General features: G+C 58.7%; 14 protein-coding genes. 12 read left to right on the top strand and 2 right to left on the bottom strand.

Annotation, left to right across the window (positions count from 1 at the left end; genetic code table 11):
• Positions 1 to 105: 105 nt before the first annotated feature.
• Positions 106 to 1,506, bottom strand: coding sequence for a heavy metal sensor histidine kinase (locus AC3QLZ_RS02240; RefSeq protein ID WP_014237676.1), 1,401 nt, complete (start codon positions 1,504 to 1,506; stop codon positions 106 to 108).
• Positions 1,503 to 2,180 carry a heavy metal response regulator transcription factor gene (locus AC3QLZ_RS02235; protein WP_014237675.1) on the bottom strand — a complete coding sequence of 226 codons (678 nt, stop codon included), beginning with the start codon at positions 2,178 to 2,180 and terminating at the stop codon, positions 1,503 to 1,505. Before AC3QLZ_RS02235 ends, AC3QLZ_RS02240 begins: the two co-directional genes overlap by 4 nt.
• Positions 2,181 to 2,350: 170 nt before the next feature.
• Here AC3QLZ_RS02235 and AC3QLZ_RS02230 point away from each other — a divergent pair, with 170 nt between their 5' ends.
• The 12 genes from AC3QLZ_RS02230 (at position 2,351) to AC3QLZ_RS02175 (ending at position 14,489) form a co-directional block, all read left to right on the top strand.
• On the top strand, positions 2,351 to 2,635 hold the full coding sequence (locus AC3QLZ_RS02230) for a hypothetical protein (protein ID WP_153150882.1): 285 nt from the start codon (positions 2,351 to 2,353) through the stop codon (positions 2,633 to 2,635).
• Between the two features lie 111 nt (positions 2,636 to 2,746).
• On the top strand, positions 2,747 to 4,072 hold the full coding sequence (locus AC3QLZ_RS02225; RefSeq protein WP_202945970.1) for a TolC family protein: 1,326 nt from the start codon (positions 2,747 to 2,749) through the stop codon (positions 4,070 to 4,072).
• Between the two features lie 13 nt (positions 4,073 to 4,085).
• Complete coding sequence (locus AC3QLZ_RS02220; RefSeq protein WP_014237672.1) at positions 4,086 to 5,495, top strand: multicopper oxidase family protein; 1,410 nt, start codon at positions 4,086 to 4,088, stop codon at positions 5,493 to 5,495.
• Positions 5,496 to 5,524: 29 nt separating this feature from the next.
• A complete protein-coding gene (locus tag AC3QLZ_RS02215; RefSeq protein ID WP_014237671.1) occupies positions 5,525 to 6,187 on the top strand; it encodes a c-type cytochrome in 663 nt (220 codons plus the stop codon).
• A 96-nt stretch (positions 6,188 to 6,283) separates the two neighbouring features.
• Positions 6,284 to 6,724, top strand: a complete 441-nt coding sequence (locus tag AC3QLZ_RS02210; protein ID WP_014237670.1) for a DUF411 domain-containing protein — start codon at positions 6,284 to 6,286, stop codon at positions 6,722 to 6,724.
• Positions 6,725 to 6,745: 21 nt separating this feature from the next.
• A complete protein-coding gene (locus tag AC3QLZ_RS02205; RefSeq protein WP_014237669.1) occupies positions 6,746 to 7,090 on the top strand; it encodes a copper-binding protein in 345 nt (114 codons plus the stop codon).
• Between the two features lie 80 nt (positions 7,091 to 7,170).
• The gene (locus AC3QLZ_RS02200; protein WP_014237668.1) at positions 7,171 to 8,442 is read left to right on the top strand and encodes a TolC family protein; all 1,272 of its coding nucleotides are present in this window, start codon (positions 7,171 to 7,173) and stop codon (positions 8,440 to 8,442) included.
• Positions 8,439 to 10,028: an efflux RND transporter periplasmic adaptor subunit gene (locus AC3QLZ_RS02195; RefSeq protein WP_014237667.1), complete on the top strand. Its 1,590-nt coding sequence runs from the start codon at positions 8,439 to 8,441 to the stop codon at positions 10,026 to 10,028. Before AC3QLZ_RS02200 ends, AC3QLZ_RS02195 begins: the two co-directional genes overlap by 4 nt.
• Positions 10,029 to 10,039: 11 nt before the next feature.
• On the top strand, positions 10,040 to 13,174 hold the full coding sequence (locus AC3QLZ_RS02190; RefSeq protein WP_014237666.1) for an efflux RND transporter permease subunit: 3,135 nt from the start codon (positions 10,040 to 10,042) through the stop codon (positions 13,172 to 13,174).
• A complete protein-coding gene (locus tag AC3QLZ_RS02185) occupies positions 13,171 to 13,557 on the top strand; it encodes a c-type cytochrome (RefSeq protein WP_014237665.1) in 387 nt (128 codons plus the stop codon). Before AC3QLZ_RS02190 ends, AC3QLZ_RS02185 begins: the two co-directional genes overlap by 4 nt.
• A 35-nt stretch (positions 13,558 to 13,592) precedes the next feature.
• Positions 13,593 to 13,919, top strand: a complete 327-nt coding sequence (locus tag AC3QLZ_RS02180; RefSeq protein WP_157870639.1) for a hypothetical protein — start codon at positions 13,593 to 13,595, stop codon at positions 13,917 to 13,919.
• A 312-nt stretch (positions 13,920 to 14,231) separates the two neighbouring features.
• Positions 14,232 to 14,489, top strand: coding sequence for a hypothetical protein (locus AC3QLZ_RS02175; RefSeq protein ID WP_014237664.1), 258 nt, complete (start codon positions 14,232 to 14,234; stop codon positions 14,487 to 14,489).
• The last annotated feature ends 54 nt before the right edge of the window (positions 14,490 to 14,543 follow it).

Genomic DNA, 14,543 nt, shown 5'->3' with positions numbered 1-14,543 from the left:
GTGCAGTTTGTTTTGGCGAATTTTATGGCGAAATATAATTATTGGTCAATAAGGCCGATGTTGATCAGGCCATCCTGAGATCAAGCATTTTTGAATGGGAAACAATTACCGGTGAGAACTGGGCAGGGATAGCGTAAAGCGCGTTTTTTCAGCGGTCGATTGGACACGTACTTTCCCGCCATGTGCAATCACAATTGATTGGGTGATAGCTAACCCAAGTCCCGAATTTTCGGTTGTCCGCAGTCGGGAACTGTCAACCCGATAAAAACGATCGAACAGGCGGGGCAAATGCTCCGCAGGAATCTCGTTCCCTGTGTTTTCGACGGCAATATGTGTCAATCCGTCATCACGCTCCTCGATTTGCACTGTAACCACTCCATCGTTTGGCGTGTGCCTCAACGCATTGGACAGCAGATTGCTTATCGCTCGGCGCAACATCAATCGGTCTCCGAGGATTTGGCCGGCGCCAGAGAATGACAAGTCAATCGATTTCTCTTCGGCAAGCACATCGTAATACTCGAGCAAATCGCCAATTTCCTCGGCAAGGTCTATCGCCTCTCGATTGGGGATGATCTGGTTGTTGTCGGCCTTGGCCAGGAAAAGCATGTCGGAAATGGTTCGCGATAAGCGTTCGAATTCTTCCGCGTTCGATGCCAGGATGTCCCGGTAGTCCTCTGCAGAGCGTGCTTTCGAGAGCGTGACCTGGGTCTGGGTCAACAGATTGCTGACCGGCGTTCGCAACTCATGGGCCAAGTCCGATGAAAAATCCGACAGGCGCTGAAAGGATTCTTCCAAGCGCGAAAGCATGCCATTCAGTGTGTCAGCCAGATCCGCCAATTCGCGGGGGATGGCTTCGACCGGCAAGCGGGTATGCAGGCGATTGGCGGTGATCTCAGCCGCCTGCCGCTTAATGGCCAGTAAAGGCAACAGGCCGCGCCGGACGACAAACCAGCCGAGCAATCCCATCGCCAGGGTTGCCAAGCTCATGAACCCCCACAAGGTCTGCCGGAAGGAAGTCATGAAGTGCTCGTGATGGGTGATTTCGGTAGCAATTGCCACGGTGTAACTACCGCCACCATCGGTGCCTTTGATCATCGAGGAAATTCCCCGCCATGGCTGGCCGTCGTTACTGTTCCATTTGACGGGTTGCTCGCGCCTTGGTGTCGCGCCAATGCTTAGTAGATCCTGCGGAAACACCATCGCTTCGTTGGCATACAGCGTTTCGCCATTCTGGTCATAGACGGCAACGATCAGCCCGTGATGCCCCGTCAGCGCATCGTCCAGTTGCTGGGTCAGTGTCTCTTTCGGCTGACTATCTGGTTTTCGTTCCAGGATATGCCTCGCCAACTGCATTTTGCCGGTCAGCACATCCAAATCCTGCTCTTCGAAGTGGCGCTCAACCGCATTGCCAATCAGCAGGCCGAGCAGGAACAGCACAAAGGCCGAGGCCAGCGCAAACAGCAGGGTCAGGCGAAGCGTCAGTGAAGGGCCGCGAGTCGGGGTCAATCGGTAATCTCCAGAACATAGCCCATGCCACGCACCGTACGAATCAATTTGGGTTCGAACCCGTCGTCAATCTTGACCCGCAGGCGCTTGATCGCGACCTCGATGACGTTCGTGTCGCTGTCGAAATTCATGTCCCAGACCTGAGAGGCTATCAATGAGCGTGGCAACACCTCACCCTGACGGCGCAGCAACAGTTCGAGCAAGGCAAACTCCTTGGCGGTCAGGTCAATCCGTTTCCCGGCCCGATTGACGCGGCGGCGCAGCAAGTCGAGTTCGAGGTCGGCTGCGCGCAGAATCTCGGATTCCTTGGCTTTTCCGCCACGACGCAAAAGAGATCTGACGCGAGCCAACAGTTCAGAAAACGCAAAGGGCTTGACCAGATAATCATCTGCTCCCAGTTCAAATCCTTTAACCCGATCTTCCACCTGGTCGCGTGCCGTCAGAAACAGCACCGGCATTTCCTTGCCGGCCCGGCGAATGCCTTGCAACACCTGCCAGCCGTCGATACCCGGGAGCATGACGTCGAGGATCGCCAGATCATAGGCCTCTGTCAGCGCCAAATGCAGCCCGTCGAGGCCGTTGACGGCCAAATCCACGACGAAGCCTGCCTCGACCAAGCCCTGCTTGAGGTAGGTGCCGGTTTTGGTTTCGTCTTCCACTACAAGAATTTTCATCGCTCTCTCCGCCAACCATTGGCTATTGATGGCGCATTTTCCGTCGCTTTTAAAGGCCAATTGCCTAGATTACGAAAATGTAATCCGCAAGTCAGCAAGATGTTGGTTTGGCGAAAGCATGATGTCGATCATCGGGGCAAAAGACTCCGCATATTCCCAATGGAGGCATCATGAAAATCATGGCGTTAACGGTCGCGCTCGCCGCGACACCCGCCTGGGCCGATTCCCATCCGCCCAAGGAACCGATACCCGAAACATCCTACCAATCGGCTTTCGCGGATTACAAACCGTTCCAGGATGAGACGCTGCATGACTGGCGTCAGGTCAATGGCGAGATGGGTCGCCTGCGCGGACACATCGGGCATCTTGAAACCGGCCAAGCGGCTGGAGAGCCAGCCCATGAGCACGGAAACCCTGCTGAACGCACCCCACAGGCGACCGGAGATAAGCCATGACGTCCGCTCTCTCTTTGTTGCCGATGCGTCGCGGAAAACTGCTTGTCGCCACCGTCGGAATTCTCGGTTTGGCCGGTTGTGCCACGTTTTCGGACGATGGCGGATTCGGCCGTGTCGAGCAAACGACCCGCGAGCGTCTGGACAAGGACGTCCAATGGGCGCGCAGCGATGCGGAGCGCTCGACACTGCAGGCCCCGGGTCGGCGAACTGCTCGCCAATCCGCTAACGGCGGATGACGCGATTCAGCTTGCGCTCTACAACAATCGCGGCTTGCAGGCGGCGTTTTTCGACCTGGGGATCGGCGAGGCCGAACTGGTACAGGCGGGACGCTTGCCCAATCCTCATTTCTCGATGTTGCGTGCCAGCAAACCTGAGAACGGCATCCGTGAATACAAGATTGAACAGGCGCTGACCTTCAACATCTTCGCCCTGATCACCATGCCGCTGGCGGTCGAGGTGGAGAAACGCAAATTCGCCCAGGCGCAGCAACTGGCGGTGATCGATGTGGCCCGCCTGGCCGCTGAGGCCCGCCAAGCTTATTACACGGCGCTGGCTGCCGAGGAGTCCGTGCGTTACCTGCGTAAAGTCAGGCAGGCCGCCGAGGCAGGTGCCGAACTGGCCCGGCGCATGGCGTTGGTGGGCAATTTCAGCAAACTGCGCCAGACTCGCGAGCAAGCGTTCTATGCCGATGCGGCTTTGAACCTGGCCAGATCGGAGCAGTCGGCAATCGCGGCACGCGAACGCCTTGCTCGCGTGCTGGGCCTGCCTGATCGCAATGCCATTCGCTTGCCCGAACGACTCCCCGATTTGCCCAAGACGGTCGACGAGTTGCCGGGTGTCGAGCAGGCGGCGCTCGACCAACGCCTCGATCTGCAGGCAATCCGCCTCGAAACCGAGGCGCTGGCGAAGAATCTTGGCCTGTCCAAGGCGACCCGTTTCATCAACGTTCTCGAAGTCGGCCCGGCCCGGGTGCTCGAAGGCGCACGCGACAGCGGCTACAAGAAAGGCTACGAAATCAGCTTCGAATTGCCGATTTTCGATTGGGGTGGTTCCAAGGTGGCCAAGGCTGAATCGATTTACATGCAGGCGGTGGAGCGTGCCGGCGAATCGGCAATCAATGCCCGCTCGGAGGTTCGTGAGGCCTATCACGCCTACCGAACCAATTACGACATTGCCCGCCATTACCGTGACGAGGTGGTCCCCCTCAACAAGCGGATTTCGGACGAGAACATGCTCCGCTACAACGGCATGCTGATTGGCGTTTTCGACTTGCTCGCTGATGCCCGGACGCAGATCGGTAGCGTCAACAGCTATATCGAAACCTTGCGCGATTTCTGGATCGCTCGCGGTGATTTGGAAATGGCGATGATCGGCAAGCCGTCTTTGAATGCTTCGGCCCGAGCCACCATTGCGGCCACCGGCCGCGCCGACCATTAAGGGGACATCCATCATGACCACACGTCGCGATTTTTTCAAAAACCTTGGCATGGCTGGCGGTGCCGTGGCGGCTGCCTCTGTCAGTTCCGTCGCGCTTGCCGCGTTGCCCGAACTGGTGTCCATGGACAACCCGGACACGGCATCTCCACTGACTCCGCCCAACGGACGTCCCTACAATCCGGTCGTCACCCTTAACGGCTGGACTCTGCCTTGGCGCATGAACAACGGCGTCAAGGAGTTTCATTTGGTTGCAGAACCGGTTGTCCGCGAAATCGCTCCCGGCATGAAGGCTCACCTGTGGGGTTACAACGGACAAAGCCCCGGCCCGACCATCGAGGTGGTCGAGGGCGACCGGGTACGTATCTTTGTGACCAACCGGCTGCCGGAGCACACAACCATTCACTGGCACGGCCAGCGCTTGCCCAGCGGCATGGATGGCGTGGGCGGTCTCAACCAAAAGCAGATTCCGGTCGGCAAGACCTTCGTCTACGAGTTCGTCGCGCGTCGCCCCGGCACTTTCATGTATCACCCGCACGCTGACGAGATGACGCAGATGGCGATGGGCATGATGGGATTCTGGGTGACCCACCCGAAAGAGCGCCACCCGCTTATCGAAACTGTCGACCGCGACTTCTGCTTCCTGTTGAATGCCTACGATATCGACCCCGGCAGCTACACGCCCAAGGTCAACACGATGCTCGATTTCAACCTCTGGACCTGGAATAGCAGGTCATTCCCCGGGATCGACTCGCTCAACGTCCGCAAGGGAGACAAGGTCCGCATCCGGATCGGCAATCTGACCATGACCAATCATCCCATGCACCTGCACGGACACGAATTTGTCGTCAGTGGCACCGATGGCGGTCCGACGCCAATCGGCTCGCGTTGGCCCGAGGTGACCACCGACGTGGCGGTCGGCCAGATGCGGCAGCTTGATTTTCTCGCTGACGAAGAAGGCGACTGGGCTTTCCATTGCCACAAAAGTCATCACACGATGAACGCCATGGGGCACGACGTGCCGACCATGATTGGCGTTGATCACCGAGGCGTCGTCAAGCAGATCACGGACTTGATACCCGACTACATGGTGATGGGGGAACGCGGGATGGCCGACATGGGCGAGATGGAAATGCCCATCCCCGACAACACGCTGCCGATGATGACCGGCCAAGGCCCTTATGGTGCGGTTGAAATGGGGGGCATGTTCTCCGTCCTCAAGGTCCGTCGCGACCAGAAACCAGGCGACTATCGCGATCCGGGATGGTACAAACAGCCAAAAAACACCCAAGCCTATGAATGGACCGGACCGGTGGCGGCCGCAACCCGCAGCCACGATGCCGGCAAGGGCGCGATGCGCCCAGCGGGCAAAGCGCAATCCCAGGAGGTCGTGGTCAGGAAGCCTGGCAGCCACGGCCAACACTGAAATCACACCCATATCGCAGGAGATTTATCATGAACAAACTACTCTTGGGCGCTCTGGCTACCATCGGCTTGGGCGCGGCAACGGCTGGGATCGTCGTCGTGGCCGGCGTCGTCGATGTCGGTGCCGACACCCCCCACAGTTCATTCACCTACCAGGCGCTGACGTTTGCCCGCGAAAGGGCCATTGCCAGCCGTACGGGTGAAATCCAGATCCCGGCTGATCTTGCCGATCCCGAGCGCGTGCGACGCGGGGCCGGCAACTATGCTGCAATGTGCGTCAATTGCCATTTGTCTCCGGAAGCGCCAGATTCGGAGATTCGCAAGGGGTTGTATCCGACTCCCCCCAATCTTTCCGAAAAACCGGCGGCGCAATCGTCACGTGACGCTGCCCGCGATTTCTGGATCATCAAGCACGGAATCAAGGCTTCCGGTATGCCGGCCTGGTCGAAGGGCGGCATGGAGGATGAGGCCATTTGGGACCTGACGGCCTTCCTGCAAAAGATACCTTTGCTGTCGGCGACCGCCTACGAGCAACTGGTGGCAGCCAGTGATGGTCATTCCCATGGCGGACTGGAAGGCCACGAGCAGGGGCATGGAGGCCACGAAGAGGCACCAGTAGCCCCGGTCGAGGAAAAACCGGTGGCCAAGGGCAAAAAAGCGCACAGCCATGACCACGGATCGCACAAACATTAACCCCATGAAGATTACAAAAATGTAATCAGGCGGACAGCAAATTGTTGGCGTCTGCTATCCATACTGACGCCACTCGACTGACACAGGATCTTCGCCATGCGTAACCCCATTCTTGTTCTTGCTTTGAGCGCCGTCCTCGGCACCGGCCTTTCCACTGCCGTGGCGGCCGGCGAAACGGTGGATGTTTACAAGAGCCCGAATTGCGGTTGCTGCGGCAAGTGGGTCGATCATCTGAAAAATGCGGGCTTCGAGGTCCGCTCGCACAACGTCATGGATGTCACGGCGGCCCGCAAACAATTGGGGATGCCCGATCGCCTGGGCTCCTGCCACACCGCCAAGGTGGCCGGCTATGTGGTCGAAGGCCATGTGCCGGTTGCCGACATCCAGCGTCTGCTCAAGGAAAAACCGAAAGCCCTCGGCATCGCGGTGCCGTCGATGCCGCCAGGATCGCCGGGCATGGAAAGCCCGAAACCCGTCCCCTACAACACGCTGCTGGTCCAGACCGGTGGCGAAACCAGCATCTTTGCCAAACATTGATCCCCAAAACAGGAGAAACTCATGAAAGCCCTTATCACCGCCTCCCTGATCGCCTTTTCTACCCTCAGTGCTATTTCTGCTCAAGCTGCAAGCGACCATGCCGGTCATGCCATGGCGGCACCGGCCGCCGCGTCCGCTGAAATGCAAATGGTCGATGGTCAGGTCAAGAAAGTGGACAAGGCCGCCGGCAAGGTGACCTTGTCGCATGGTCCGCTGACCAACCTGAACATGCCGGCGATGACCATGGTCTTCAAGGTATCCAATGCCGCCTGGTTGGACCAGATGAAGAGCGGCGATAAGATTCGCTTCATGGCCGACAACGTCAATGGTGCCATTACCGTCGTCCATTTCGAGCCAGCCAAATAACATCATTAACTGACGGCGAGACCGTTCTACCTCTCGCTGTCAGCATGCTTCATAAAAACAAATATTTTCAGGGAGGTCGCATGCGCCGACTCAGGCCGTTACCCGTTTTGATCCTGGCGCTTGCCGCCGCCTTTGGAACGCCCGTGCTTGCCCAAGAGAGCGCCCTTGGCGCAAACGTCGACAGCCTGATCAATTACGCCAAAACGCGCAATCCGGAGTACGCCGCGATGCAGGCCGAGGCCGAAGCGTCGGGCGAGCGGGTGACGCCAGCCGGTGCCTTGCCCGACCCGAAGTTTCGTACCGAGTTGCGCGACATCACCCGATTTGGCGAGCAGAACGCAACCTTGTCCCCGAGTCGCGTCGGCAGCACACGTTACCTGCTGATGCAGGATATTCCCTGGTTCGGCAAGCGCGACCTGAAACGCGAGATTGCAGAGCTTGAGGCCGACGGCGCCAAGGGTCGTGCGCTGGGCACCTGGGCCGATGTGGCCGGGCGGATCAAAGTCAATTTCGCCCAACTTTATTACGTGCACCGCAACGAACAACTGACTCGGGAAATTCTCGACCTGATGACCCGCCTGGAGAAAGTCGCCCAGGTGCGCTACGCCGGCGGCCTGGCGGCGCAGCAGGATGTCATCCGCGCCCAGGTCGAGCAGACCAACATGCGCAACGAATTGATTGCGCTGGAGACCGAACAGCACCACCTGCATGCCCGGCTGAACGCCTTGCTGGCCCGCCCAAGCAATGCGTCCTTGCAGGAACCAGCGCAGTTGCGCAAACTGCCGGCTCCCGTGGCGCTGGATTACGCCACGCTGGAAGAGCGCGTGCGAACCCGCAACCCACAACTGTTCGCCGATGAATCGAAAATCAAAGCCGCCGAGAAATCCCGCGACCTGACCTACAAAAACCGCTATCCCGACTTTACGCTGGGGGTCTCCCCCATCCAGTACCAGAGCGCCATCAAGGAATGGGAGTTGATGGTCGAACTGAATATCCCACTGCAACAGTCTTCGCGGCGGGCACAGGAGCGGGAATCGGAATCCATGCTCAATGCCGCGCGCTCGCGCAAGGAAGCCACCACCAACCAAGTCTCTGCCGAACTGGCCGAGGCTCTGGCCGGCATCGAAGCCGCCCGTCGCACGGAAAACCTGCTGACCAACAGCCTACTGCCACAGGCCGAACTGACCTTCAAGGCGGCACTGGCCGGCTACGAGACTGGCAAGGTCGATTTCGCCACCTTGCTCGATGCCCAGCGCCAAATCCGGCAGGCCAGACAAAACCAGCTTAAGGCCCAAGTCGACGCCCAGATGCGTCTGGCCGAAATCGAACGTCTTTTAGGGGAAGATCTATGAACAAGGGTGCAGGACTGACCATCGGCGTTATTGCCGTTGCCGTGGCAGCCGGGAGTGGTTACTGGCTGGGCGGACGTGGCGGCGCTTCCCATGGCGATGCTGTGCCGGTCGCCAGCGCTCCGGCCGAGCCGGCCAAGAAAGAGAAAAAACTGCTTTTCTACCGTAATCCGATGGGGTTGCCCGACACCTCGCCGGTGCCCAAGAAAGACCCGATGGGGATGGATTACATCGCGGTCTATGAGGGAGAGCAGGATGAGGAGCCGGCATCGGCCAACCAGATCAAGATCAGCACCGAGAAGGTGCAGAAACTGGGTGTGAGGACCGAAGTCGCCCAATTGCGCGTCCTTGACAAGGTGGTCCGCGCCGCAGGTCGGATCGAGCCGGACGAGCGTCGCATCTACGCGATTTCCCCCAAGTTCGAGGGCTACGTCGAACGCCTGCACGTCAATGTCACGGGCCAGCCGGTCAGCAAGGGGCAGCCGCTGTTTGAGGTGTATAGCCCGGAACTGGTTTCCGCCCAGCGCGAATACGCGATTGCCGCCCAAGGCGTCGAGTCGCTGAAGGAAGCCGGCGGCCAAGCGCGGGACGGCATGAAGCAACTGGCCGATTCAAGCCTGTTGCGTCTGAAGAACTGGGATATTTCGGAGGAGCAGGTCAAGGCGCTGGCCAAATCCGGCGAAGCACGGCGCACGCTGACTTTCCGCTCACCGGTCGCCGGCATTGTCACCGAAAAGAAAGCCCTGCAGGGCATGCGTTTCATGCCGGGCGAGGCGCTTTATCAGGTGGCCGACCTGTCGGCGGTCTGGGTGGTGGCTGACGTCTTCGAGCAGGACATCGGTCAGGTCAAGACCGGTGCCAAAGCCAAGGTCAGGATCAATGCCTACCCGGACAAAGTGTTCGAAGGGACGATCACCTACGTCTATCCGACCCTGAAGGCCGAGACGCGGACGGTACCCGTGCGAGTCGAACTGCCCAATCCCAGTCAGTTGCTGAAACCGGCCATGTTCGCCCAGGTCGAGTTGCCGGTCGGGGCCAAAGGAGAGGTCGTCACCGTACCGACCTCGGCCGTGATTGACAGCGGCACCCGCCGCATCGTGCTGGTCCAGGCCAAGGAAGGCCGTTTCGAGCCACGCGAGGTTAAATTGGGGCAACGCAGTGACAACCATGTTGAGGTGCTCGAAGGGATCAAGGATGGCGAGCCCGTGGTGGTTGCCGCCAACTTCCTGATTGACGCCGAAAGTAACCTGAAGGCGGCGGTCGGCGGTTTCGGCCATGCCAGCCATGGCAGCCAACCGAAGCCGGAGTCAGCCAAGTCGGCAGCTGTTGGGCATCAGGCCGAGGGCACGGTGGAGGGTTTCGACACCAAGGCAGGTCTGCTGACGCTCAATCACGGGCCGGTCGCCAGCCTCAAATGGCCGGGCATGACCATGGAGTTCCAGGTCGCGACGCCGGCGCTGTTGAGCGGACTCAAACCGGGTGCGACGGTGGCCTTCGAGTTTGTCGAGCGCAAACCCGGTGAATGGGTCGTCACCAGCATCAAACCGATGGCTGGCAAAGTGGCGGCCAATCCCCACGCAGGCCACTGACAGGGGATACCATGCTCGCCAAAATCATCGAATGGTCGGGACGCAACCGCTTCCTCGTCCTCCTGGCTACACTTTTCGTCATTGTCGGCGGTGTCGTTGCGGTCATGAAAACGCCGCTCGACGCCTTGCCTGATCTCTCAGACGTACAGGTCATTGTCTACACCGAATATCCCGGGCAGGCACCGCAAGTAGTTGAGGATCAGGTGACCTATCCGCTGACAACGGCCATGTTGTCGGTACCGAAGTCCAAGGTCGTGCGCGGCTTCTCATTCTTCGGAGCCTCTTTCGTCTACATCATCTTTGAAGACGGTACGGATATTTATTGGGCGCGGTCCCGGGTACTCGAATATCTTAACTTTGCTGCTGGCCGCATGCCCAAGGGCGTCACGCCGCAGATCGGCCCGGACGCCACGGGCGTGGGCTGGGTCTATCAATACGCGCTACTCGCCAAGGACAAGACGCTGGCAGAACTGCGCACGCTGCAGGACTGGTATCTGCGCTACCAACTGACCAAGGCGCATGGCGTCGCCGAAGTGGCTTCGATTGGCGGCTTTGTCCAGACCTACCAGGTCACGGTTGATCCGGTGAAATTGCGCGCCTATGGCATTCCGCTGGCGGCGGTTTCAAAAGTCATTCGGGAGTCGAACCGCGATGTCGGTGGTCGTGTCGTCGAGATGGCGGAAACTGAATACATGGTACGTGGCAAGGGCTATCTGCGGGGCACGGTTGATATTGAAAACCTGGTGGTCAAGTCACAAGGGGGAACGCCCGTCCTGGTCCGTGACATTGCCCGCGTCGAACTGGCGCCGGACGAACGGCGTGGCCTCACCGAATTGAATGGTGAAGGCGAAGTGGTATCCGGTATCGCCATGGCGCGCTACGGGCAGAACGCGCTGGAAGTCATCCATAACCTGAAGGAAAAGATCGGCGAGATTTCTGCCGGCCTGCCGGAGGGCGTGACGATCCAGACGGTCTATGACCGTTCGGAATTGATTCACCGTGCGATCGATACTTTGACGCGCACCTTGGCGGAAGAAAGTCTCATTGTCGCGCTGGTCTGCGTCGTCTTCCTGATGCACATGCGCAGTGCCTTGGTGGCCATCCTGATGCTGCCGGTCGGGGTGCTGATTGCCTTCATTTCCATGCGATTGCTGGGGATGAACTCGAACCTGATGAGCCTGGGCGGTATCGCCATCGCCATCGGGGCGATGATCGATGCGGCCATCGTGATGATTGAAAACGCCCATAAGCACATCGAGCGTTTGCCGGAGGACCATACCCACGGGGATCGCATCGAGGCAATGATTGCGGCCTGCAAAGAGGTCGGCCCCGCGCTGTTCTTCTCGCTGCTCATCATCACCGTTTCCTTCCTGCCCGTCTTTACGCTGGAATCCCAGGAAGGACGTCTGTTCTCGCCCTTGGCCTACACCAAGACCTTCTCGATGGCGGGCGCGGCTTTGCTTTCGGTGACCTTGGTGCCGGTGCTGATGATGCTGTTCATTCGCGGCAAAATCATGCCGGAATCGAAGAACCCGGTGAATCGTTTCCTGATCTGGGCTTATCGTCCGATCATCGCCGGCGTCATGCAATGGAAAAAGACCACCATTGTTGCTGCGCTGCTTGCTCTGGTGGTCTCGATTTACCCGGCCAGCAAACTGGGTTCCGAGTTCATGCCGACGCTGAATGAAGGCACGTTGTTCTACATGCCGGCCTCCTTGCCCGGAATGTCGATCACCAAAGCAGCGGAACTGTTGCAGACCCAAAACAAAATCATCAAGAGTTTCCCGGAAGTCTCCTCGGTTTATGGCAAGGCAGGACGTGCCAACACGGCAACGGACCCAGCGCCGACGGAAATGTTCGAGACGGTGATCAACCTGAAGCCGGAATCCGAGTGGCGCCCGGGCATGACGACCGACAAGCTGATCGCTGAAATGGACAAGGCACTGCAGTTCCCCGGTGTCTCGAATGCCTGGACGATGCCGATCAAGGCGCGTATCGATATGCTTTCGACTGGCATCCGGACGCCGATCGGGATCAAGGTGTTCGGCAAGGATCTCAACGAGATGGAGCGGCTGGCCCGTGAAATCGAGACGGTCGTCAAGACGGTTCCGGGGACAACCTCGGCTTTCGCGGAACGGATTACCGGCGGTTTTTACTTGAACATTGAACCGGACCGCACGCAGTTGGCCCGCTACGGGTTGGCGGTCGGCGATTTGCAGGATGTCATCGGCCAGGCCTTGGGCGGCGAGATGGTCACCACGACCGTCGAGGGGCGCGAACGGTTTGGCGTCACCGTGCGCTATCCGCGTGAACTTCGTTCCGATCCGCAGCAGATTGCCCGTGAGGTGCTGGTGCCGACCATGGAGGGGGCAATGATTCCGCTCGGCCAATTGGCCCGCGTCGAGGTGGCCAAGGGAACGCCCGGCATCCGGACTGAAAACGCGTTGCTTTCCGCTTATATCTTCGTGGACATTCGCGAACGCGACATCGGTGGCTATGTCGCGGATGCCAAGAAGGCAGTGGCAGAAAACGTCAAATTCCCACCGGGTTACTACGCGACCTGGAGCGGCCAGTTCGAATCCATGGAGCGTGCGATCGAGAAAATGAAGATCGTCGTCCCGGTGACGCTGTTGATCATCTTCTTGCTGCTTTACCTGAATTTCAAGCGACTGACCGAAACCCTAATCGTCATGCTGTCGGTGCCCTTCGCGCTGGTCGGCGGGGTCTGGTTGATGTGGTTGCTCGGTTACAACCTGTCCGTCGCCGTCGCCGTCGGCTTCATCGCCCTTGCCGGGGTTGCGGCGGAAACCGGGGTCATCATGTTGATTTACCTCGATCATGCTTGGGAAGAACTAAAGGCCAAGCGCCGCACTGAAAACCAGGCGCCAACGCTGCATGATCTCTACGAGGCCATCATGGAAGGCGCCGTCGAACGGGTACGGCCGAAGATGATGACCGTCGTCGCCATCATGGCCGGCCTGCTGCCCATCATGTGGGGTACCGGCACCGGTTCCGAAGTCATGAGTCGTATTGCGGCGCCGATGGTTGGAGGGATGATTTCATCGACGGTGCTGACGCTCGCGGTCATCCCCGCCATCTACGCCTTGGTCAAGCAGTGGCGAATGAAACAGGGGATGGAGCAATGAGGCGCAAGCGTTTGTTTTGGATTCCTGCATCGCTTCTTGTGCTGCTGCCCAGCCTTGCCCTGGCTCAAGGCTGGAGCATTCCCAAACCTGGCCCCGGCCTAATGCCCAATCCCGTCATGGGCAAGGCGCTGTTCGCCAATCACTGTGCGGGCTGTCATGGCGGCGACTTGAAGGGATCGGAAAAGGGACCGCCCTTGCTGCACAAGATCTACGAGCCGTCACATCATGCAGATGCGGCCTTCCAGTTGGCCGTGGCCAACGGTGTGCGGGCCCATCACTGGAAGTTTGGTGACATGGCCCCCGTGAAAGGTGTGACGCCAGACGACGTCGCCCATATCACCGCCTATGTGCGGGCTGAGCAGCGGAAGGTTGGCATCCAATAGCGGATGGTTCGAACAAAGCACTATCAGGGGGGAAATTGTCCAAAGAAGACAATTCAATGCGACCGTTTGAGGATGCCGTTGCCATTCTTGTGGTGCTCACCACCGGTCTGAGAGACCATCATCGCGATGCCTTCGATGCGGCAAGGGCAGATCTGTTGCGACTGACGCAAGGCAAGGCATCCGCGCTGGCTTATGTGCGTCGGATTGTCGCTGCCGAACTGAACGGCCCCCATGACTCTCAGTGGCAGGTTTCTGCAGCAGAATTTGAGAGGCGGAGGCAACAAGTCTTTCAGGGGCTAAGCGCCCAGACTCAAGAAATAATCGCTCTCTGTGAGCAGCACGGCAACAAGCTGACGGAATAGTGACCGGGTTGTAATGCTCCCGTTATGGGCGCGACAGCTACCCCCCGACTTCCATTTGGATTTGCTTTCCCAGTTACTTCGCGTGAATCTCGATTGTTTGGAAAAGATGGTTTCCACGCAGTTTTCCCCGCTCAAGGAACTCCTTGAGCAAACTTCATCGCTGTCTCTGGATGATCCTGGGCAAAGCGGGGCATGGTGGGCTGCAGTCGGCAATTTATCCATCGAGTATTGGAAGGCATACACCCTCGACAGCATGGAGTACCAGCACCGGGTTTTGCAGGTACTAGCCCAACATTCGACAAAGTGAACTCGATGATGAGTTCGTCGGGGTCGGTGCGCTGGCAAGACTCTTCCGGCAAGGTCATTGCCTGTACGGAAAAAATCAAGGTACTCAATGAGAACCTGGATGAACTTCGCCAGATGGCCCAGGATGCACTGGAGGACGGAATTTTGATGGGGTGTTGCGAACGGCAATTGCGCGATGCGCTTGCCGACGCAATCGTGCATTTGGTGAATCCGTATTTGGCCATGCTTCCTGAGAACAATGTAATCGACAAGTCACCTTGTTGACAGTGACAGAAGCACAAACTGTATCTGTCCACTCGATTCGGACCGTTGAAATCC

This window comes from Azospira sp. MPR-LB4, assembly GCF_058809525.1.
This window is presented reverse-complemented; position numbering and strand designations above follow the sequence as displayed.